The organism is Nocardia rhizosphaerae (genome assembly GCF_042650365.1).
In the GTDB taxonomy this organism is placed as follows: Bacteria; Actinomycetota; Actinomycetes; order Mycobacteriales; family Mycobacteriaceae; genus Nocardia; species Nocardia rhizosphaerae.
Genome location: NZ_JBHSBA010000005.1, coordinates 412,451 through 432,793, shown reverse-complemented (window position 1 = coordinate 432,793; position 20,343 = coordinate 412,451). Strand labels below are relative to the sequence as shown.

General features: G+C 70.2%; 16 protein-coding genes and 1 pseudogene. 6 read left to right on the top strand and 11 right to left on the bottom strand.

Going from position 1 to position 20,343, the window contains the following annotated elements; translation table 11 throughout:
- Positions 1–33 precede the first annotated feature (33 nt).
- A complete protein-coding gene (locus ACFOW8_RS11725) occupies positions 34–873 on the bottom strand; it encodes a DUF6542 domain-containing protein (RefSeq protein ID WP_378549922.1) in 840 nt (279 codons plus the stop codon).
- A gap of 50 nt (positions 874–923) precedes the next feature.
- Entirely contained in the window at positions 924–2,069 is a 1,146-nt protein-coding gene (locus ACFOW8_RS11720; RefSeq protein WP_378549919.1) for a DNA recombination protein RmuC, read from the bottom strand.
- Positions 2,070–2,192: 123 nt separating this feature from the next.
- Between ACFOW8_RS11720 and ACFOW8_RS11715 the strand changes: the two genes are divergently transcribed.
- Both ACFOW8_RS11715 and ACFOW8_RS11710 read left to right on the top strand, forming a co-directional pair.
- A complete protein-coding gene (locus ACFOW8_RS11715) occupies positions 2,193–3,380 on the top strand; it encodes an exonuclease SbcCD subunit D (protein WP_378549917.1) in 1,188 nt (395 codons plus the stop codon).
- Positions 3,381–3,635: 255 nt separating this feature from the next.
- Entirely contained in the window at positions 3,636–7,205 is a 3,570-nt protein-coding gene (locus ACFOW8_RS11710) for an AAA family ATPase (protein ID WP_378549914.1), read from the top strand.
- Positions 7,206–7,379: 174 nt separating this feature from the next.
- On the opposite strand, the pseudogene ACFOW8_RS11705 reads toward ACFOW8_RS11710, so the two are convergent.
- Positions 7,380–8,603 (bottom strand): annotated as a pseudogene (locus ACFOW8_RS11705) (MFS transporter); the annotation flags it as partial.
- 77 nt (positions 8,604–8,680) lie between these two features.
- Between ACFOW8_RS11705 and ACFOW8_RS11700 the strand changes: the two are divergent.
- Positions 8,681–9,307 carry a TetR/AcrR family transcriptional regulator gene (locus ACFOW8_RS11700; protein WP_378549911.1) on the top strand — a complete coding sequence of 209 codons (627 nt, stop codon included), beginning with the start codon at positions 8,681–8,683 and terminating at the stop codon, positions 9,305–9,307.
- A 6-nt stretch (positions 9,308–9,313) separates the two neighbouring features.
- Here ACFOW8_RS11700 and yczE read toward each other — a convergent pair whose 3' ends face one another.
- From yczE to ACFOW8_RS11665, 7 genes are all read right to left on the bottom strand, one after another.
- A complete protein-coding gene (yczE, locus tag ACFOW8_RS11695) occupies positions 9,314–9,934 on the bottom strand; it encodes a membrane protein YczE (RefSeq protein WP_378549908.1) in 621 nt (206 codons plus the stop codon).
- A 150-nt stretch (positions 9,935–10,084) separates the two neighbouring features.
- Positions 10,085–10,600, bottom strand: a complete 516-nt coding sequence (locus ACFOW8_RS11690) for a methylated-DNA--[protein]-cysteine S-methyltransferase (protein ID WP_378549905.1) — start codon at positions 10,598–10,600, stop codon at positions 10,085–10,087.
- On the bottom strand, positions 10,597–12,270 hold the full coding sequence (locus ACFOW8_RS11685) for a DNA-3-methyladenine glycosylase 2 family protein (protein WP_378550724.1): 1,674 nt from the start codon (positions 12,268–12,270) through the stop codon (positions 10,597–10,599). Before ACFOW8_RS11685 ends, ACFOW8_RS11690 begins: the two co-directional genes overlap by 4 nt.
- A gap of 81 nt (positions 12,271–12,351) precedes the next feature.
- Complete coding sequence (locus ACFOW8_RS11680) at positions 12,352–12,522, bottom strand: YbdD/YjiX family protein (protein ID WP_378550722.1); 171 nt, start codon at positions 12,520–12,522, stop codon at positions 12,352–12,354.
- A 98-nt stretch (positions 12,523–12,620) separates the two neighbouring features.
- On the bottom strand, positions 12,621–14,873 hold the full coding sequence (locus ACFOW8_RS11675; RefSeq protein ID WP_378549902.1) for a carbon starvation CstA family protein: 2,253 nt from the start codon (positions 14,871–14,873) through the stop codon (positions 12,621–12,623).
- Between the two features lie 123 nt (positions 14,874–14,996).
- The gene (locus ACFOW8_RS11670; RefSeq protein WP_378549899.1) at positions 14,997–15,407 is read right to left on the bottom strand and encodes a VOC family protein; all 411 of its coding nucleotides are present in this window, start codon (positions 15,405–15,407) and stop codon (positions 14,997–14,999) included.
- Between the two features lie 5 nt (positions 15,408–15,412).
- Positions 15,413–16,255: an AraC family transcriptional regulator gene (locus tag ACFOW8_RS11665; RefSeq protein WP_378549896.1), complete on the bottom strand. Its 843-nt coding sequence runs from the start codon at positions 16,253–16,255 to the stop codon at positions 15,413–15,415.
- Positions 16,256–16,695: 440 nt separating this feature from the next.
- Between ACFOW8_RS11665 and ACFOW8_RS11660 the strand changes: the two genes are divergently transcribed.
- The 3 genes from ACFOW8_RS11660 (at position 16,696) to ACFOW8_RS11650 (ending at position 19,211) form a co-directional block, all read left to right on the top strand.
- Entirely contained in the window at positions 16,696–17,613 is a 918-nt protein-coding gene (locus ACFOW8_RS11660; RefSeq protein WP_378549893.1) for a quinone oxidoreductase family protein, read from the top strand.
- Between the two features lie 146 nt (positions 17,614–17,759).
- Positions 17,760–18,839: a redox-regulated ATPase YchF gene (gene ychF, locus ACFOW8_RS11655; protein ID WP_378549890.1), complete on the top strand. Its 1,080-nt coding sequence runs from the start codon at positions 17,760–17,762 to the stop codon at positions 18,837–18,839.
- A gap of 27 nt (positions 18,840–18,866) precedes the next feature.
- The gene (locus tag ACFOW8_RS11650) at positions 18,867–19,211 is read left to right on the top strand and encodes a DUF1801 domain-containing protein (RefSeq protein WP_378549887.1); all 345 of its coding nucleotides are present in this window, start codon (positions 18,867–18,869) and stop codon (positions 19,209–19,211) included.
- A 24-nt stretch (positions 19,212–19,235) separates the two neighbouring features.
- Here ACFOW8_RS11650 and ACFOW8_RS11645 read toward each other — a convergent pair whose 3' ends face one another.
- Complete coding sequence (locus ACFOW8_RS11645) at positions 19,236–20,249, bottom strand: alpha/beta hydrolase (RefSeq protein ID WP_378549884.1); 1,014 nt, start codon at positions 20,247–20,249, stop codon at positions 19,236–19,238.
- Between the last annotated feature and the right edge of the window lie 94 nt (positions 20,250–20,343).

Here is a 20,343-nt window from a genome sequence, read left to right as displayed (position 1 = left end):
CCGCCGCGCTCGCGACGGGGATCGTTCGCTTTCTCAGGAGTTCTCCGGCCTGCGGCGTTCGGTTCGGCCGGTGTCGGCGCGGTCCCGGTAGCGCACGGTCGGTTGCGGATGCGGCGCGGCTTCGGGACGCCTGCGTGGGGTGCGGGCCGGTTCGGGTTCGCGTTGGGCGGCGCGCTGGGCGCGGGCCGCGGTCGGTGTCCGCTTGGGCTCGGCGGCCGCGCGCTGTTTGTCGGGCGCCCGCTTGGCGCGCTGGGGACGACGGGCCGGGCTCGCCATGTCGACGGCGGTGTCGAGGTCGTCCAGTGGCGGGGTGCGGCGGGCCCGCCTCGGTCCGGTGTCGTCGAGGTCGGCGCCGGGTCGGCGGCGGGTGCTGGTCTTGCGTTCGGTCTTGCGCGCGCCGCGGCGATCGGCGACGCCGGGGCGCGCGGTGGCGGGCGCGCGCTTGGCGATCGCGATCCTGGCCCCACCGATCGCGAGCACGAGCGCCGTGGCCAGCATCATCGTGGGGAAGCGTTCCACCAGCGGGATGACCAGGTTCATCAGGATGTCCTTGATGGACGTGGTGGCCCGGCCGCCGAGCAGCTGGCAGGCCACCGGCACCGCGACGAACAGCAGCAGCGGCGGCAGCACCATCGCCGAGAACAGTCCGCGGAACCGCACCGCGCACACCGCCAGCACACAGCCGAGGACATACAGCGCGGAGAACGTGCCGGTGGGGTAGCTCTCGCCACCGATCGCGTCGATCACGAAGCCGATCGCGGTCAGGCCAGCGGCAAGCGCGATCGCGGCACCGGCGGGAATGCCGGGCACCGAGGGCACGATCGATCGTTGCGGCGCGGGCACCCGGGGTCGCGCACGTTGGGAAGCAGCCACCCCATGACACTAACCGCACATCGCGCCGGTGGACGTTGCGGCACGGGATCTCAAAGTCGATCGTCGGCGTCGGCGAAGGCCACGACCCGCGGTCTGGTCTCGGTCCGCCGGATTGCCGGCAGTTCCTGATCGGCGATCCCGAGATCGTGCATGCGCCGGGCCGTGACCAGCACCCGCGACTCCACCGAACCGACCGTCGCGTTGAAAGCCGCTACCGCCTTACCGAGATTCACGCCGAGTGTGTCCAGGTGCTCGGCCACCTTGCCGACCCTGGTGTAGAGCTCCTTACCCAATTGCTGCACCGTTGCCATATCGCGGGAGAGCGCTTCCTGCCGCCAGCTGAACGCGACGGTGCGCAGCAGCGCGATCAACGTGGTCGGCGTCGCCAGGATCACATTGCGGCCGAAGGCGTACTCGAGCAGCCCCGCGTCGGTGGTGAGAGCGGCATCGAGGAATGGGTCGCCCGGTACGAACAGCACCACGAATTCCGGTGCTGGGTCGAAGGCTGCCCAGTAGGCCTTGTCGGCCAGCTGGTCGACGTGGCCGCGCAGGTGTTTGGCGTGCCGGGCCAGCAGGCGGTCGCGGGCGGCGGGGTCGTCGGTGGTCGCGGCGTCGAGGTAGGCGGTGAACGGGACCTTGGCGTCGACCACGATGTGGCGGCCACCTGCCAGCCGCACGACCAGGTCGGGGCGCACCCCGGGCGTGTCGCCGCCCGCGCGGTGCACCTGGGTGTCGAAATCGCAGTGCCTTGTCATCCCGGCCAGTTCGACCACCCGTTCCAGCTGGATCTCGCCCCAGCGCCCACGCACCTGCGGCGCGCGCAGTGCCGCGACCAGCTGACCGGTCTGATCGGAGAGCCGATGCGAGGTGCGCTGCATGCCCGCGACCTGTTCGCGCAGCCCGGAATAGGCGTCGATCCGGTGGTGCTCGACCTGGCGGATGTGCTGCTCCAGCGCGCCGACCGCGTCGCGCAACGGGTCGACGAGGGCACCGACCGCGGCCGAATGCCTGCGCGCCGCGTCCTCGTTCGCAGCCTGCAGCGACCGCTGCAGCAACCGCTGATTGTCACCGGCCGCCGCCAGCCGCGCCTCCGCGACGGCGGCGCGTTGCCCACCGCGGGCGGTGTGGCCCAACCAGCCGAGACCGAACCCGGCAGCGAATACCAAGACGAGCGCGACGAGCATCGAGGCGGTCATAGCGGCGATAGTGCCCGAGGGCACCGACAATCTTGCAATCACCGGGCAATCCGGGCGTGGTGAACGACACCGATGTCGTGCGTCGATTGAATTCTGTCGGTGCGGTGGCCTAAGTTTCGCGGCATGCGGATCCTGCACACCTCCGACTGGCACATCGGGCGCACCTTCCACGGTGTCGACCTGCTCGCCGATCAGACGCGGGTGCTCGCCTCGATCGCCGAACTGGTCGCCGCCGAATCGGTCGATGTGGTGGTCGTGCCAGGCGATGTCTACGACCGCTCGATCCCCAACGCCGACGCCATCGCGGTGTGCAACCGGGGTTTCGAGCAGATCAGGGCAGCGGGCGCGCGGATCGTCGCCACCTCGGGCAATCACGATTCCCCCGCCCGGCTCGGCGCGGGCGCAAGCTTCGCCGCCGCGGGCGGGCTGCACCTGTGCACCAGGGTCGCCGACGCCGACCGGCCGGTCCTGCTGTCCGACGCGCACGGTGAGGTCGCCTTCTACGGCATCCCCTATCTGGAACCCGAGATCACCCGTGCCGAACTCGGTGTGCCGCAGGCCCGCTCGCACGCGGAGATCCTGGACGCCGCGATGCGCCGGATCAGGGCCGATCTGGCGGCCCGGCCGGGCACCCGCACGGTGGTGCTCGCGCACGCGTTCGTCGTGGGCGGTGAGGCCACCGGATCGGAGCGGTCCATCTCGGTGGGCGGGGTGGAGACGGTACCGATGTCGGCCTTCGACGGCATCGATTACGTGGCGCTCGGCCATCTGCATTCGCCGCAGACCCTGTCGGAGTCGGTGCGCTACAGCGGTTCCCCGCTGCCCTACTCGTTCGCCGAGAACTCCCACCGCAAGGCGGTCTGGATCGTCGACCTCGACGCCGACGGCCTGGCCGCGGCGCATCGACACGAGCTGCCGCTGGTCCGCGGGCTCAGCAGGCTCACCGGCACTCTCGACGACCTGCTCACCGATCCCGGATTGGCCGCGGCCGAACAGCACTACGTCTCGGCGACTCTCACCGACAACGCCCGCCCGCTCGATCCCATGCGTAAGCTACGCGCGCGGTTCCCGCACGCGGTGCACGTGGAATGGGCCAGGCCGGAAGGCAATCCGGAGTTGCGCTATCGCGAGCGGGTGCACGGCCGCCGCGACGTGGAGGTCGCGGCGAGCTTCCTCACCGACGTGCGTGGCGAACCGAGCGAGGGGGAGATGGCGTGGGTGGAACGGGCGCTGGCGGTCGCGGTCAGCGAGAGCGAGACGGTGCGCACGAACGCGGGGTCCGAGGCGGAGATCTCGGAAGCGATCGCATGAGCGGGCGGACCAGCTGCCCGCGCGTGCTGGGAGCCGGTGGGGGTGGGGTGTGAGCAGGTACCCGCTTGCGCGCGCCGTGGTCGAGTGTCGGCGAAGTGGAGTCGTGAGCCGGTGGCGGCGAGCAGACCACCGACGTGGCGCGCCTTCGCGTGGCGGGGCCGGGTGCGGGCGAAGCGCTGGCGGCCCGTGCGGTGCCGCGAGACCGGTGCGCATCGGCGCGGCGGCCGGGTCGCGCGTGGTGTCGGATGGGGTGGCATGAGACTGCACCGGCTGGAGATGATCGCGTTCGGTCCGTTCGCCGAGCCCACGGTCGTCGATTTCGACGCGCTCGGCATCGACGGGCTGTTCCTGCTGCACGGCCACACCGGCGCGGGCAAGACCACCGTCCTCGATGCGATCGCCTTCGCGCTCTACGGCCGGGTGCCCGGTGCCCGCGGCGAAACCAAGCGGCTGCACTCCGATCACGCCGATCCACAGACCCCGCCGCAGGTGACGCTGGAGGCGACCCTGGGCGGCAGGCACCTACGGCTCACCCGCAGCCCGGCCTTCGAGCGGCCGAGTCTGCGCGACAGCGCCAAGCTGCGCGAAATCCAGGCCAAGGCCACCCTGGAGTGGCTCGACGGCTCCGGCGAGAACCTGTCCCGCATCACCGATGTCGGTGACGAGGTGCTGCGGCTGCTCGGGATGAGCGCCGAACAGTTCTTCCAGGTGGTGCTGCTGCCGCAGGGCGATTTCGCCAGGTTCCTGTGCGCCGAGAACGAAGAGCGCGAGAAGCTGCTGGAGAAACTGTTCGACACCCAGCGCTTCGGCACCGCCGAACAGTGGCTGGCCGACCGCCGCCGCGCGGCCTCCGCCGACCTGGACACCCGCAAACAGGGCATCGACCGGCTGATCACGATGGTGGGCATGGCGGCGGGCTATCGTGGCGCCGAGTCGGTCGGGGTGCTCGACGCCGTCGCCTGGTCGCAGGAACTGCTCGCGATCGCACGGACCGAACTGGCCGAGGCGAACGCGAATGCCACTCTGCGGCACCAGGAATCGGCCGAAGCGCGGGCCGTGGCCGACACTCAGCGCCGGGTGGCCGAGCTGCACGCCCGGATGGTCGCCGCCCGTGCGGAACTGGCCGCGTACACCGCGGGCGCCGCCCGCCGATCCGACCTGGAACACGAACTGGACCAGGCCCGCCGCGCCGAGCCCGTCGTCCAGGCGATCGACGAGGCCCGCTCCGCCGTCCGGCTCCTGCGCCGCGCTGAATCGGCGACCCGCACTGCCGCCGCCAGGCTGGCCGCGCAGCTGAGCGCCGAAGCGGCAGTGGATATTCCCGGAGTCGACGTGCTCACCGTCGTCGTCGGCGACGACGCGCACCCCGCGACCATCGCCGAGGGACAACACGATGGCTCCGAGCCGGCCGCCGGCGCACGGTCGCCGGGCAGCATGGCGGGGATCCAGGGCCAGGGGGCTACGGCCGGGAGCGGGCGCGGTGGTGTGGTACGCGATGTCGTCGGTGATCTCGACGGCGCGGTGAGCCAGTGGAACGCGCAGCTCGGTGTGCTCGGCGAGGTGCGGGCCGACGCCGAGCTCGCGGCACAGCTCGGTGCCGATCTCGTCGCGCGCGAATCCGAGGCGGCCCGGCTCACCGAACGGACGGGTGTGCTGGCGCGGCGGCGAGCCGAGATGCCCGCCGCGGTCGCGGCGGCCGGGGAGCAGGTGCGGGCGGCGACCGATGCCGCCGCGGCCCTGCCTGGGCTGCGGACCGAGCTGGCGAAGTGGCAGGATGCCGCGGCCGCGGCGGTCGGGTTGTCCACCCGGCGACCGGCGGTGGAGCAGGCGAGGGCCGAGTTCGATGCCGCACGGAGTAAGCATCTCGATGCCAGAGAAATGGTGCTCGACCTGCGCAAACGTCGGCTGGCAGGCATGGCCGCCGAGCTCGCGGGTGCCCTCGTCGTCGGCGCGCCGTGCACCGTGTGCGGGTCGGCTGAGCATCCCGCCCCTGCGCGCGCCACCGAGGACGCGGTGTCGAAAGCGGCCGAGGACGCCGCGAGCGCGGCCGAACAAGCCGCCGAAGCCGCGCGCGATCGGATCGCCGAACGCATCGGCGTCCTCGAACGCGAGATCGAGGCGCTGATCGCCCGTGGTGGTGACGCCGACCCGGTCTCGCTCGCGGACGCCGTGCGTAGGGCCACCCATCGTTTCGACGACGCCGCCGATGCCGCCGCTCGTGCCACGGCGCTCACCAGCCGGCTCGACGATCTCCGAGCCGAGGAAGCCGAGCTGCACGAGCGGTCTCGCGACCTCGATGCCCGCCTCGCCACCGTCACCGCCACCATCGCCGCCACCCGGACCCGCCTCGCGGAACTCGAAGAGCGCCTGCGCACCGCCGCGGGGGCCGATGGCACCGTCGAGGCCAGAACGAGCAGGCTCGAGGCCCTCGTCGCCGCGGCCACCGCCCTGCGTACGGCCCGCGCCGAGGAGTCGACAGCGCGCGCGGCGGTCCGGCGGATCGCCGACCGGGTCGAAAAGCTGGCGCAGGCCGCCGGTTTCGTGGCGGAGGGAATGGTGGCGCCGGTCCCGTCGGCGAGCGGCTCCGAGTCGGCTGTCTCGTCCGCGACGGGGTTCGGCGCCAACCCGTGCGCATCTGGCGAGGCGGCGGTCTCGGGTGGGGAGGCCGGTGCCGCCGGAGCCGGGCTCGAGGTCGACCCAGCGATGAATGCCGCTGGGTCGCACGCTGAATCGGCCGCGAAGGCCCGAGCGGGCGGGATGCGAGCTGTGCCGGGAGATGACTCGGTGGGCGACGGGGACGCCCCGCGATCACGTGCCGGTCGCGGCGCGCCGGTCGCCGCCGAGCCCGAGATGCCCACTCTGTTCGATGTCTTCGACGAGGTCGGTGGCCCGGAGTCCGAGCCCGACGACCCTGAGCCAGAGGGCGAACCGGCAGTGCCCCGAGACCCTGTTGCCATGCTCACGGCCTACGCCGAGGTGGTGACGGCCGTCGCGCGGCCCGCGCAGCGCAGGTCGGCCATCGAGGATGAACTGACCGCCGCCGACCGGGCCCGCGCGCACGCCGAAGCGGTGCTGGCCGAACCGCAGATCCAGGCGGTCGCCGGGCAGCATCCCGCCGATCCGACAGCGCTGGAACAGCGCTTCGCCGAGGCACAGACCGCGCTCACCAGCGCGGTCGCGGTGCAGGCTGCGGCGGCCGAGCGGGTCACCCAGCTCGAACAGCTGGGCACACAGCTGTGGGGCGAGGTGGAGCGGCTGGCGCCGAGGCAGCGCGACTTCGACGAGCTGGACCGGCTCGCCGACGTCGTCGCGGGTCGCGGGGAGAATATCCGCCGTATGTCGTTGCGTTCCTATGTGCTCGCGGCTCGTCTGGAGGAGGTCGCGATCGCGGGTTCGGCGCGGTTGCGGCGGATGTCCGGTGGGCGATACGAATTCGTCCACTCCGACAAGGCGGGCCCACGCAACCGGCGCGGCGGCCTCGGCCTCGACATCCGCGACGACTACACCGGCGCAGTCCGGCCCGCGAAGACCCTCTCCGGCGGCGAAACCTTCATGGCCTCACTGGCGCTCGCGCTGGGCCTGGCCGACGTGGTCGCCGCCGAAGCGGGTGGCCTGGTGCTGGACACCTTGTTCATCGATGAGGGTTTCGGCAGTCTCGACGCCGATACGCTCGACTTGGTGATGGGTGTGCTGGACGAATTACGGGCGGGCGGGCGCGTCGTCGGCGTCGTCAGTCACGTCGACGAGATGCGGCAGCGTATCCCGACCAGGTTGCACGTCGTCCGTGGTCGTTCCGGGTCGGTCCTCGAGGTCGCCGTGGCCTGAGTGGTGCCCGGCGCGCAAGGTCACGACGGCGAGGACGGAACCCGCGGCCGCCAACGCGGCAGCGGCCAGGAACGCCACGGACAATCCGGTTCGGTAGGCGAGTTCTGTTGTGCCGGTGGTGGATTCGGTCACCTTCTGTGCCAACAGCAACAGCGCCGTGACCCCGATACCCGAACCGATCCGGCCCGCCGTGTTCACGATCCCGGCCGCCGTGCCCGCTTCGCCCTGCCCGACCGCGGTGACGGCGGGTTGGGTGACGCCGACGAACGCCGCCGGCAGGCCGATGCCGAGCAGAATCGCGCCGGGTAGCACATCGACGGCGTAGTTCGCGTGTTCGGGAAGCCTGGCGAACAGCAGCATGGCCAGAGTTTGCAGGGCGAGGCCGCCTGCCAGGACCCAGCGGGCGCCGAAGCGGTCGAGCAACCTCGGCAGGGCGGTGCGCGAGACGATGATGTTCACGATCGCGACCGGGAGAACGGCCAGACCGGACAGCGTGGGGCTGTAGTCCTGGGTGTGCTGCAGATACAGTGCGAGCAGCGCGAACACGGGCACGTGCGCGGCTCCGACCAGGAAGTTCACCAGTGCCGAGCCGCTCACCTGGCCGATGCCGAACATCGACAGCGGCAGCAGCGGATGCGGTGAGCGCGCCTGGAACAGCAGGAAGGCCGCAAGCAGAGCCGCGCCTGCGCCGAGCGCGATGACCGCGAGACCACCCTGGTCCGGGGCGCCGAGCGCGCCGATGCCGTAGCCGATCAGCAGCATCGACAGTGTGCCGGTGATCGCCCCGGGCAGATCGAGCCGGCGCAGGGCGGCGGCCGCGTGCTGGGTGTCGCTGGGCAGCAGCCGGATCCCGGCGAACGCGAGCAGCCCGACCGGCACGTTGATCAGAAAGATCGACGGCCACCCGAACAGATCGGTGAGCGGGCCACCGAGCGCGGTGCCGAGCGCGGCACCCGCGGCGCCCATGGCGCTCCACACTCCGAAGGCCCGATTACGCGCCGCGGGGGTGGTGAAGACCGCGGTGAGCAGGGCGAGTTGCGCGGGAATGAGCAGGGCTGCGCCGACGCCCTGTGCGGCTCGGGCGCCGATGAGCACGGCCGCCGATGGTGCCAGCCCGGCCAGCGCCGAGGCCACGGTGAACACCGCGAGTCCGATGCCGAACATCCGGCGCGCGCCGAGTAGGTCGGTGGTGCGTCCGCCCAGCAGCAGGCAGCCGCCGAACGCGAGCAGGTAGGCGTTGGTGATCCAGCCGAGCCCGGATTCGGTCAAGCCGAGGTCGGTGCCGATGGTCGGCAGTGCCACGTTGAGCACGGTGGTGTCGAGGAAGACGACGAGTTCGACGGCGGTGATGAGGAGCAGGATTACCCGCTCGCGAGGTGTGGACAAGGAACCGGACATGCGAACGCCTCTCACTAGAGTAATGCTCTAGTGAGAGTGTCACTGGAGTTGCGCTCTAGTCAAGTACGATCGGGGGTATGACCGAACGCACTGCCGGGGTTCGCGCGGCCAAGACCAGCGCCAATCGCGCCCGAATGCTCGCCGCGGCCAAGGAATTGTTCATCGCGCGTGGCTACGCGGCGACCACGATGAAAGCGATCGCCGAACAGGCGGGTATGGCGGTGCAGTCGCTGTACTTCACCTTCGCGACGAAGCGTGCGATCCTGCTCGAATTGCTCGACACCGAGATCGCCGGGGACGCCGAGCCGGTCGCGACCATGGATCGGCCGTGGTTCGCCGAGGCTGTCGCGGCACCGCCCGTCGAACAGATCGGACTCCAGGTCGCGGCGGCGGCACGGATCCACGAACGGGTGGCAGCGTTGCTCGAGGTGGTGCGCTCGGCCGCGGCCACCGACTCCGAACTGGCCGAGATCTGGCGGAACAACATCGCCCAGCGGCGCGCGGTGCAGCACCGGCTCGTCGCCGAGCTGGCCGCGAAAACATCCTTGCGAGAAGGTATTTCGATTGAACGTGGCGCCGATATCGCACTCGTTCTGACCGCGCCCGAGACCTACGGGCTGCTGGTCGGCGAGCGCGGATGGTCGGCGCGGGAGTGGCGGGAATGGGTCACCGGCGCGCTGACCGAGCAGCTCCTCGGGGGCTGACCCGGTTCACGCGGCGACCGGTTGCGCCGCCGGCCGAGGAGCGAACCCCGGCAGTCGGCCGTCGACATACGGGATCATCACCTGGATGAGCGGCCCGATCCCGAAGGCGTAGACCAGGGTGCCGACGCCCACGCTGCCGCCGAGTAGGTAGCCGGTGGTGAGGACGGTGGCCTCGATCCCGGTGCGAACGGACCAGACGGGCCAGCCGGTACGAGCGACCAGTCCAGTCATCAGTCCATCGCGCGGGCCGGGCCCCATCCCCGCGCCGATGTAGAGCACGGTCGCCGCCGCGTTCACGACCACCGCGACCAGCATGGCGACGACCCGCACCCACAGCGATTCCGCGGCCGGGATCAGCCACAGGCCCACGTCGACCGCGATCGCGATCACGACCACATTGCTGATGGTCCCGAGTCCGGGCCGCTGCCGCAACGGGATCCACACGAGCAGGACCGCGACCCCGGTCAGCGCGGTCACCACGCCGAAGCTCAACGGCACGTGCGCGGCCACGCCCTGGTGGAAGACGTCCCACGGGTCGAGCCCGAGCCCGGCCCTGATCATTACCGCCATCGACGTCCCGTACAACCAGAGACCGACGTAGAGCGCCACCAGGCGACGAGTAAGCATGCTGTTCAGGATCGGTCCAACTGGATTCTTCCGAAAGAGCCAGAGTGGAATCACTGGACTGGTGGTGTGTGAACCGCGCTCGGCGTGCACAAATCGGCGGATCGGTCGCGAATAGACCGGATGTCACGATTTGTGGGCGGTCTCCCCGGCCTACCGCACACCCTCGTGCGCCAGCAACCAACGCTTGGCACCGAGCCCCCAGCGGAACCCACCAAGCGCCCCGCCGATCCGCAGCACCCGATGGCACGGCACGAACAACGCCGCCGCGTTTCGGGCGCAGGCATTGGCCGCGGCCCTGGTCGCGGCGGGCCTGCCCGCCAGGCCGGCGAACTCCGTGTAGGTGACCGGCTCACCCGCGGGCACCTTCCGCAGGATGTCCCACGCGTGGGTGAGGAATTCGCCCGATCGCTGGCGGACCGCGACCGTGTCGATCACGGTCAGGTCGCCGGCGTGGTACTCGCGTACCGCATCGGTCACCGCGCCGAGCGAATCGCGAATCCGTAGCTCGGTGGGTCGAAGCGCCGGGTGCACGATGCTGATCAGTGTGGTCGGGTCGGCGGTCCAGCCCGAGGCCAGTACCGCGCCGTCGGTGTCGACGACCGTGGTGAACGGGCCGATCGGGGTGTCGACGGTGGCGACATCGGCGCGGACGGGAGTGGCAGTCATGACGGTTCGCTTTCGGGTCGAAGGGATTGCGCGGGGAGCGCTCCACGGTGGAGCAGCGCCACGCGCCACAGGTGCATGCAGAGGTAGGACCGCCACGGTGCCCAGCGGGCGGCGTCGCCGAGGTCGACACCGGTCAGCGCCGCGCCCTGGCGGACCACCAGGTCGGTGTCGAGCAGCACGTCGGGGTCGGCCAGGGTGCGCATGGTGACGTAGTCGGCCGTCCACGGCCCGACCCCGTCGAGCGCGAGCAGATCGTGGCGCAGCTCGGCCGCGGTACGCCCGGCGTGCAATACCAGCTCGCCGTCCGCGATGGCGCGTGCCGCGGACACGATGGCCGCGATGCGGCGGGCCGGTCCGGTCAGCACCTCGGCGCCGTGCTCGGCGACCGCGGCGGCGGTCGGGAACAGTCGCGGCACCGGTCCGTCGATCCGGTCGCCGAGCGCGTCGACCAGTCGTGTGGTGTGTGTCGCGGCCGCGCGCACCGAGATCTGCTGGCCGATCATGGTGCGTAGCAGTAACTCCGGCCCGTCCAGGCAGCCTGGCACGCGGATGCCGGGGGTGAACACCGCGGCAGAGTCGGGCACGCGAGCCGGGATCGCGGAGTCGAGGCTCTCCTGCGCGTCCGCGCCGCCGCCGTCACTTCGCCGCGCGGTCTCGCTCGCGGGTTCGTCGACCGCCGGGGTGGGCCGGGCGCCGTTGCTCCCGGTCTCGGCGACCCAACGGCGTGGTGTGCTGGGACCGGCACTTGTGGTGCCGGGTGCCACGGTGCCGCCGATCGCCGCGTCGCGCAACGCCGAATCGATGCCGAGGGGATCGGCATCGAGATCGAGCAGATGTCGCACCCTGGCGACGGTCGGCGCCAGATCGCGCATGTCCCGCAGGGCGAGTTCGGCACGGACATGCCCTGGCTGGAACGACAGCCGGACCGTGGCGTGACCGTGCGGAGTGCGCAGGCTGCGGGTGTAGACGCCGTCGTCCCAGGTCTCCATTCCTGGCACGGCGTGTGCCGACAGGAACCAGGCCAGCCAGCCGGTGTCCAGCGGTTCGCGATAGGGCAGCCGCAGGGTGAGCACGCCCGGCGTCGCCGGTGCGACCGTGTCCGAACGGGGGGAGCGCCGCGATTCGGTGCGCATGGTGGTCGGGCTCACCGCGAACACCTCGCGCACCGTGTCGTTGAACTGGCGGATGCTCGCGAAGCCCGCCGCGAACGCGATATCCGACATCGACATCTCGGTGGTCTGGATCAGCAGCCGCGCGGTGTGCGCGCGATGGGCTCTGGCCAGTGCGAGCGGGCCTGCCCCGAGCTCGGTGGTCAGCACCCTGGTGAGCTGACGCTGCGAATATCCCAGCGTCGCCGCCAGCGCGGGCACGCCACCCCGCTCGATCATCCCGTCCCCGATCAGCCGCATGGCCCGCGCGGCCAGATCGGCCCGCACATTCCACAGCGGCGAGCCCGGCGCGGCATCGGGCAGGCACCGGCGACACGCCCGGTACCCCGCCTGCTGTGCCGCCGCCGCGGTCGGCAGAAACGACACATTCGCCCGCTTCGGCGTGATCGCGGGACACGACGGTCTGCAGTAGATACCGGTCGTTCGCACCGCCGTGAAGAACTGCCCGTCGAACCGGGCGTCTCGGGTGGAAACGGCCCGGTAGCACCGCTCGAAATCCATCGTCGTCACCGTCACGACCTCCACGATGCCCGGCCCGCGATCCCGAAGCTAGCGGAAATCGGACACGACCCACGCCGCGGGTCAGCAGCAGCGGGTGGTCGGGTTGCGTTCGGCTTCGGCGTAGCGGTCGCGCCAGTACTGGCGTTCGGTGGGAATCGGGCAACCTGGATGGGTGCGGCGCAGGTGGTCGACGTAGCGCTGATAGTCCTGGCCGCCGTTGATCGCGCTGTACCAGCGGGCGACCCCGCGCACTCCCGCCCACAGGCGGGTCAGCAGCGCGCGGGGTGAGGCGACCGCACGGGGACGGACGGCCGATCCGGTGAATCGGCCGTCCACATCCCGCGGCACACTCACGACACGTGCGCCGATCCGGGCGCTTTCACCTCACCCTCGGCGATGAGCGCGTCCCACTCCTTCTGCACGTCCTTCTCCGCGGCGGTCGCGATGAAACCGCTGGGGGCGAAGAGCTTCGACGGCTGATTCTCGGGCTCGCTGCTCGAGATCGTGCCGGAGCGGATGGCCCGCGCGCACACGATCGCGCCGACCACCGCGACGATCAGCACCAACACGGCGAACACGATCGAGAGCGTGCCCTGGATGAAGGTGTTGCGAATCGCGATATCGACCTGCTCGGGGGTCTTGGCGGTCAGACATCCCGTGCCCGCGTCCTTGGCGGCCTGACACATGCTGTGCTGCTTCCAGAAGCCGAGCCTGGGATCGGCGGAGAAGATCTTCTGCCAGGACGCGGTCATCGTCACCACCAGATCCCAGGCCAGCGGAACACCTGGAATCCAGGCCCACTTCCACTGGCCACGCTTGACGATGATGGTCAGCACCACGGTCAGCGCGATCGCCGCGAGCAGCTGGTTGGCGATGCCGAACAGCGGGTAGAGCGCGTTGATGCCACCGAACGGATCGTTCACACCCATCAGCAGCACGCTGCCCCAGCCCGCCACGACCAGCAGCGAGCACACCCAGGCGCCGATCCGCCACGACGGGTCACGGAACTTGCGGAATCCGCCACCCACATTGCCCAGCGCGTCCGAGACCAGGAACCGCGCGACCCGGGTGCCCGCGTCGATGGTGGTGAGGATGAACAGCGCCTCGAACATGATCGCGAAGTGGTACCAGAAGGCCTTCATCGACTCGCCGCCGAGGAACTGGTGGAACACCTCGGAGATGCCGACCGCCAGCGTCGGCGCGCCGCCGGTGCGCGAGATGATCGAGTTCTCACCCACGTCGGAGGCGGCGTCGGCGAACAGCTCCGGCGTCGCGGGCGGGCCGGAAAGGCCGAGCGAATTCGTGTACGCCGCTGCGGTTTCCGGGGTTCCGCCGGTGAGGCCCGCCGAGGCGTTCATCCCGAAGTACAGGTGCTGATCGATGATCGAGGCGGTGATGATCGCCATGACCGCGACGAACGACTCCATCAGCATGCCGCCGTAGCCGATCATCTTGGCGTTGGATTCCTTGGCGAGCAGCTTCGGCGTCGTCCCGGAGGAGACCAGCGCGTGGAAGCCGGACAGCGCACCGCAGGCGATGGTGATGAAAAGGAATGGGAACAGGCTGCCCGCGAACGCCGGACCGTTTCCGGTGTGGGCGAATTCGGACACCGCGGGTGCCTGCAGTACCGGCATGGTGATGAGGATGCCCGCGGCGAGCAGCACGATGGTGCCGACCTTCATGAATGTCGACAGGTAGTCGCGCGGGGCGAGCAGCAGCCACACCGGCAGCACCGAGGCGAAGAATCCGTAGGCGATCAGGCACCAGGCGATGGTGGTGCGCGAGAGAGTGAACCAGTCCGCGCCCCATTCGGTTTCCGATACCCAGCCGCCGCCGACGATCGCGGCCAGCAGCAGCGCGATGCCGATCGCGGACACCTCGCCGACCTTGCCCGGCCGGAGGTAGCGCAGGTACACGCCCATGAACAGGGCGATCGGGATGGTCATCGCGATGGAGAACACCCCCCACGGGCTCTCGCCGAGCGCGTTCACGACGACCAGCGCCAGCACCGCGAGCAGGATGGTCATGATGGCCAGGATCGCGACGATCGCCGCGACACCGCCGACCGCGCCGAGCTCGTCGCGCGCCATCTGCCCGAGGCTGCGGCCGCGGCGCCGGGTCGAGGCCCACAGCACCAGATAGTCCTGCACCGCACCGGCGAGCACGACGCCGATCACGATCCAGATGGTGCCGGGCAGGTAGCCCATCTGGGCGGCCAGCACGGGACCGACCAGCGGTCCGGCACCCGCGATCGCGGCGAAGTGGTGTCCGTAGAGCACCCGCCGATCCATCGGCATGAAGTCTTTGCCGTTGTCGTAGATCTCGGCCGGGGTGGCGACATCGTCGCGCGGCTTGGTGATCTTCCACTCGATGAACCGGGCGTAGAAGCGGTACGCGGTGATGTAGGTACAGACCGCCGCGATGACGATCCAGATCGCGTTCACCGACTCGCCGCGGACGAACGCGAGGATCGCCCAGGCGATGGCGCCGAGCACGGCGATCCCCGCGAACACGGCCTTCTTGGCGGGCGTGATCGGCGTGCGATCGACGACACCGACCGGAGGTAAGTCCGGGTCGGTCCGCAGATATTCGATGGTCGCCATTGACTCAACTCCCTGGTTACGCGCGGATCCTCGGGTGAAACATCGAACAACGTAGTCGATGGTTCACGCGCGCCGGAGAGGTTCGCGTCGGGTCACGGCGAAGCGGAAATATTGTTCAGCGGGTCACTCGCCGCGGTAGGTGCCGAAGCTCCAGAGGTTGCCTTCGGGGTCGGCGGCGGTGAACCCGCGCGAGCCGTAGTCCTCGTCGCGCAGCTCGCGGATCACAGTGGCGCCCGCGGCCGTTGCGCGGGCGTACAGGGCGTCGGGTTCGTCGGTGACCAGGTAGAGCGAGGCCACTCCGGCGGGGCGGGTGCCGAACGGGCTGTCGTCGCGGCCGGTGGAGCCGAACATGATGCCGCCGCCGCCCGGCCAGCGCAGCTCGCCGTGCTCGACGACCGACGGGTCGTTCTCGCGGGCATACACTGCGACCCGCTCGAAGCCGAAGGCGGCGGTGAGGAAGTCGACCATGGCGCGCGCGTCGTCGAAGGCGAGGACCGGCCAGACGATCGCGGTGGTGTCGGTTGGTGTAGTCATAGCCCTCAGCCCCGCGCCTCCTCGGCGTTCGGGTCTTGGACGGATGGAATCTCCTCCGCCAGCCAGGTGGTGGGCGCGCATCCGGCCAGCTCGGCGAAGTCGCGATTCAGGTGCGCCTGATCGAAATAGCCGCACGCGGCGGCGACCTGGGCGATCGAGACATAGGACGGGGTGTTGGCCAGCATCCGCCGCGCCCGCTCGAAGCGGATGATCCGCGCCGCCAGTTTGGGGCTCGCCCCGAACTCGGCACTGAACTTGCGGGCGAGGTGCTGGCGGCTCCAGCCGATCCGCTCGGCCAGCGGGGTGATCTCGCAGGTGCCGCCGGTGCGGACGAGGGTGCGCCAGGCCCAGGTGAGTTCAGGGCCTGGGGGTTTCCCGTTGCGGGCGGCCGCGGTGAGTGCGGTGTCGCAGGCGGCGAACCGGGCAGGCCAATCCCGTTGTGACTGCACGGCATCGGCCAGTTGGTCACCCAATTGTCTTTGCGCGTCGGAGCATTCGATCGAGGTGTCCCACAGCTCGCGAGCCGGCATGCCGAACAGGACCCGGCTGCCGAGCGGCGTCAGCTCGATCGCGACGCCCTCCTGGAATCCGGTGTGCGCGATCATCGCCGGGCTCGCCTGGAGCCCACTCAACACGCATCGGTAGCTGCCGGGAGTCTGTGTCGGGTCGGTGTGCGCGACGACGTCGATCGGCGGTCCGACGGCGACGATGAAGGTCATGTGCCGCGACGGCAGGCCACGGTGCAGGCCGGGCGGGTAGCCGGTCATCCGATAGCCGACATAGCGGTCGATGAACGCGGCGAGCAACGGGGCGGGCGCCGCCATGACCACCTCGGAGGTCGCCTCCATACGCGTCACGCTACGCCGCGTGGTGGCCCGCTGACCAGGGGTTGCCACCGTGGGGTCGCGTGCGGAACGCCGAGGCGATGGACCGCGCGCCGAGTGGGGTGATGCACCCGGCTGCGGTTGGCGGCAGATCACGCCGTGCGTCCGGTATCCGCGGTGCAGCCGAATCGGAGTGCGCGGACCCGCGATCGGGGCGCCGCGGTCGCGGGGAAGTGGATCATGCGGCCTGACCCGATCCCGACGGTGGACCGACACGCCGGGCAAGGGCGGGCGGTGTGGTGTGTCCCACGCGTCCGCCATCACGGTGCGGGGTAAATCTGCCGTGAAGGTGCTCTCCGCACCGCCGGAGCGGCGGTGAGATTTCGCACTCACCACCCCATGAGCTGTGGTTTCGCCCATTCGGCCGGTTACCGTTGCGCCTTCGCTCAATCTCAGGAGGTGTCATGCGGCGAGTTCGGTACGAGCGCAGCGGTGGTCCGGAGGTGCTCGAGGTCGTCGCGGCCGAGCTGCCGGTGGCCGGGCCTGGTGAGCTGCTGGTGAAGGTCGAGGCGATCGGCGTCACCTTGTCGGCGATCCGGCGGATCAGCGCGCAGGTGCCGCAGGAGTTGCGCGCCGAGGTGGCCGGTGAGGTCGTCGCGGTGGGTGACGGCGTCGACGGGTATGCCCCTGGCTACCGCGTCGTCGGCCTCTGCGCTGACGCCTACGCCGAGTATGTCGTGCTGCCCGCCGATCAGGCGTCCGCGATTCCCGATGGTGCGTCCGCCGTCGACGCCGTCGCCCTGATGCGCAGTGGTCTGGTCGCCCTCGGCGCGCTCGACACCGCCGCGCCGCGGGTCGGTGAGACCGCCCTGGTCACCGCTGCCGCCGGTGGTGTCGGCCACCTCGCCGTTCAATTGGCGCGGGTGCGCGGCGCCGACTGGGTCGTCGCAGCGGTCTCCGACCTGGCCAAGGCTGATTTCGTGCGCGGTCTCGGCGCCGACGAGGTCGTCACCTACGACCGGTTGCGCGACGCCAAGCAGGCCGACTTCAGCCTCGACGGTGTCGGTGGCACCGGTCTCGGCGCCACCCTCGGTGCGCTCGCCGAAGGCGGCCGGGTGGTCACCTACGGCACCGGCGGCGGGCTCATCGACACCGGTGACCTGCTCGCAGGCGGCAAGACGCTCACCGGCTTCCGTATCGGCCGGCTCGCCCAGCGCGACCCCGCCCGCTACGAGGACCTGCGCCAGCAGGTGTGGCAGTTCTATGCCTCCGGTCTGCTGCACCCCGTCGTGCACGCCGAGTTCGCCCTCGACGACGCGGCCGCCGCGCACGCGGTGATCGAACGCCGTGCCAACCAGGGCAAGGTCGTCCTGGTTCCGTGACGACCAGGTTGGACGGTTGATCACCAGGCTGTCACGTCACTATCGGCCGAGTGGAAAACCCATCATGGCCTGGTGATCAACTGTTCAGGTCGGGTACCGCAGGCGCCGACCTGGCCGCTGTGCCCACCGCGTAGACTTCCCTTCTCGTGAGCCTCACCCTCGGAATCGTCGGCCTGCCCAACGTCGGAAAGTCGACGCTGTTCAACGCGCTGACCAAGAACGACGTGCTGGCCGCGAACTACCCGTTCGCGACCATCGAGCCCAACGTCGGCGTGGTCCCGCTGCCCGACCCGCGCCTGGACAAGCTCGCCGAGATCTTCGGTTCCGAGAAGATCATCCCCGCCACCGTGTCGTTCGTCGACATCGCGGGCATCGTGAAGGGCGCCTCCGAAGGCGCGGGCCTCGGCAACAAGTTCCTGGCCAACATCCGCGAGGCCGACGCCATCTGCCAGGTGGTGCGCGTGTTCGCCGACGACGACGTGGTGCACGTCGACGGCCGGGTCGACCCCACCGCCGACATCGAGGTCATCGAGACCGAGCTGATCCTGGCCGACCTGCAGACCCTCGAGAAGGCCATCCCGCGCCTCGAGAAGGAAGCCAAGGTCAAGAAGGACCGCAAGCCGCTGCTCGACGCCGCCAAGACCGCCCAGGAATTCCTCAACGAGGGCACCACCCTGTTCGCCGCGGGCACCAAGATCGACGCCGAACAACTGCGCGAACTCTCCCTGCTCACCGTGAAGCCGTTCCTCTACGTCTTCAACGCCGACGAATCGATCCTCACCGACGAGGCCAAGGTCGCCGAACTGAAGGCCGCCGTCGCCCCCGCCGACGCGGTCTTCCTCGACGCCAAGGTCGAAGCCGAACTCCTCGAACTCGACGACGAGTCCGCCCTCGAACTGCTCGAGTCCATCGGCCAGACCGAACCCGGCCTGCACGCCCTCGCCCGCGCCGGCTTCCACACCCTCGGCCTGCAGACCTACCTCACCGCAGGCCCCAAGGAATCCCGCGCCTGGACCATCCACCAGGGCGACACCGCCCCCAAGGCCGCGGGCGTCATCCACACCGACTTCGAGCGCGGTTTCATCAAGGCCGAACTCGTCGCCTTCGACGACCTGGTCGAGGCGGGTTCCATGGCGGCAGCCAAGGCTGCGGGCAAGGTGCGCATGGAAGGCAAGGACTACGTCATGGCCGACGGCGACGTCGTCGAGTTCCGCTTCAACGTGTAGATCGATCGTCGGACTATCGTCGACGGCATGGCACAGGACTGGCGGGTTGGTCGGGTCGATGACATTCGGTCGCTGATCAAGGCGGCGGAACCGGATGTCGTCGAGGAGATGAAGTGGAAGAAGCCGTCCAATCCGGACGGGGTGCCCACTTTTTCGCTGGACGGGTTGATCTGCACGGTGGAGACGTACAAGGGGAAGGTGAAGATCAACTTCGCCAAGGGGGCCTCGGTGGACGATCCGACGGGGCTGTTCAGCGCGGGTCCGCAGGCCGCGGTGCGACGGTCGATCGATCTGCACGAGGACGACGAGCTCGACCCCGAGGCTTTCAAAGCGCTGATCAACGACGCCGTGCGGGTCAACCGGACGCGGTGAGCCGCAGGACAACTCGGGCAGCGCCTACGGGGTGGCGCCGAGGGTGCCGGCAAGGAACGGCCAGGAGCGTTTCAGGTCGTCCTCCCAGTAGCCCCAGGAGTGGGTGCCGACCGGGCGGTCGTCCAGGGTGGCGGGGATGGACAGGTCGCGGAGGCGGTCGGCGAGGTTGAGGGTGCAGTGGCGGACAGCGGCTTCGATCGGGCCGCCGAAGGCGATCTGGATCGGGAGGGGGATGCGGCCGTCGCGCACACGCGGGTCGGCGGGGGTGTCGTGGGGCGCGGCGGGAATGCCGGTGCCGGTGCTGAGGTAGATCTCGGTGCCGCGCAACCGTTCGGCGTTGAGCAGCGGGTCGTTGGCGCGCCACAGCGGCCCGTTGCGCGGTCCCCACATGTTCTCCACGCTCTGGCCGCCGCCCCAGTTCTCCACGGTGATCCGGACGAACTCCTGCCCGATCGGGTCCGAGGTCTGCGCACATCCGCTGTAGGAGGCGACGCCGCTCCAGAAGCCGGGCTTGGCGATCGCCAGGTTGAGGACCGAAGTGCCGCTCATGGACACGCCGACGGCGGCGCGGGTGCCGTCGGCGCCGAGGTAGTCCTCGATCACCGGCGGCAGTTCCTCGTTGAGGAAGGTTTGCCATTTGTTGCGGCCGAGTGCGGCGTCGTCGCGAACCCAGTCCGTGTAGTACGAGCTGGCGCCGCCGACCGGGGTGACCACGTTGACGTCCTTGCCACGCAGGAAGCTCACCGCATCGGTCTGGGCGTCCCAGCCGCTGCCGTTGGGGCCGCCCTGCGAACCGTTGAGCAGATACATCGTCGGGCGCGGTGTCGAGGCGTCGGCCGCCCGGATGATCTGTAGTTCGACCGCCTTGTCCATGGCGGGGGAGAACACGGTGACGGTCTGCAGCCGGTCGCCGGTGTCGACAGCGGCGACGACGCGGGCCGCGGCCGGTGCCGCGGTGGCGAGCGGTGCCGACCCTATCGCGGTTGCCAGCGCCGCCAGCACTGCCAGGACGGTCGGTCGGAAAGAACGGGTGCGCACAGGTCGAAGCCTCTCGATTGCCGGGTGTGGGAGAAGTTCGGACTGCGCACGCCGCCGGTTTGGTCCCGATCTCGCGCGCACTTTTCGACTACCC

Bases quoted from the DNA above. Each gene is read 5' to 3' on its own strand.
- ACFOW8_RS11720 (WP_378549919.1), bottom strand. From the start codon at position 2,069: ATGACCGCCTCGATGCTCGTCGCGCTCGTCTTGGTATTCGCTGCCGGG.
- ACFOW8_RS11715 (WP_378549917.1), top strand. From the start codon at position 2,193: ATGCGGATCCTGCACACCTCCGACTGGCACATCGGGCGCACCTTCCAC.
- ACFOW8_RS11710 (WP_378549914.1), top strand. From the start codon at position 3,636: ATGAGACTGCACCGGCTGGAGATGATCGCGTTCGGTCCGTTCGCCGAG.
- ACFOW8_RS11700 (WP_378549911.1), top strand. From the start codon at position 8,681: ATGACCGAACGCACTGCCGGGGTTCGCGCGGCCAAGACCAGCGCCAAT.
- yczE (WP_378549908.1), bottom strand. From the start codon at position 9,934: ATGCTTACTCGTCGCCTGGTGGCGCTCTACGTCGGTCTCTGGTTGTAC.
- ACFOW8_RS11690 (WP_378549905.1), bottom strand. From the start codon at position 10,600: ATGACTGCCACTCCCGTCCGCGCCGATGTCGCCACCGTCGACACCCCG.
- ACFOW8_RS11685 (WP_378550724.1), bottom strand. From the start codon at position 12,270: ATGGATTTCGAGCGGTGCTACCGGGCCGTTTCCACCCGAGACGCCCGG.
- ACFOW8_RS11675 (WP_378549902.1), bottom strand. From the start codon at position 14,873: ATGGCGACCATCGAATATCTGCGGACCGACCCGGACTTACCTCCGGTC.
- ACFOW8_RS11670 (WP_378549899.1), bottom strand. From the start codon at position 15,407: ATGACTACACCAACCGACACCACCGCGATCGTCTGGCCGGTCCTCGCC.
- ACFOW8_RS11665 (WP_378549896.1), bottom strand. From the start codon at position 16,255: ATGGAGGCGACCTCCGAGGTGGTCATGGCGGCGCCCGCCCCGTTGCTC.
- ACFOW8_RS11660 (WP_378549893.1), top strand. From the start codon at position 16,696: ATGCGGCGAGTTCGGTACGAGCGCAGCGGTGGTCCGGAGGTGCTCGAG.
- ACFOW8_RS11650 (WP_378549887.1), top strand. From the start codon at position 18,867: ATGGCACAGGACTGGCGGGTTGGTCGGGTCGATGACATTCGGTCGCTG.